This is a genomic window from Paenibacillus sp. sgz302115, assembly GCF_056120445.1.
In genome coordinates, this window is the sequence record NZ_JBVYOK010000091.1 from 1 (window position 1) to 276 (window position 276).

The following is a 276-nucleotide window of genomic DNA, read 5'->3' on the forward strand; positions in this document are numbered from 1 at the left end:
TACATGCAAGTCGAGCGGAGCTTATCCTTCGGGGTAAGCTTAGCGGCGGACGGGTGAGTAACACGTAGGCAACCTACCCTGTAGACTGGGATAACTACCGGAAACGGTAGCTAATACCGGATAATTCCTTTCTTCACCTGAAGAAAGGATGAAAGGCGGAGCAATCTGCTACTAGAGGATGGGCCTGCGGCGCATTAGCTAGTTGGTGGGGTAACGGCCCACCAAGGCGACGATGCGTAGCCGACCTGAGAGGGTGAACGGCCACACTGGGACTGA

General features: G+C 55.1%; 1 rRNA gene. It reads left to right on the forward strand.

The features are described 5' to 3' along the window. Nucleotides 1–276, forward strand: a 16S ribosomal RNA gene (locus AC0LWN_RS32800); the annotation flags it as partial.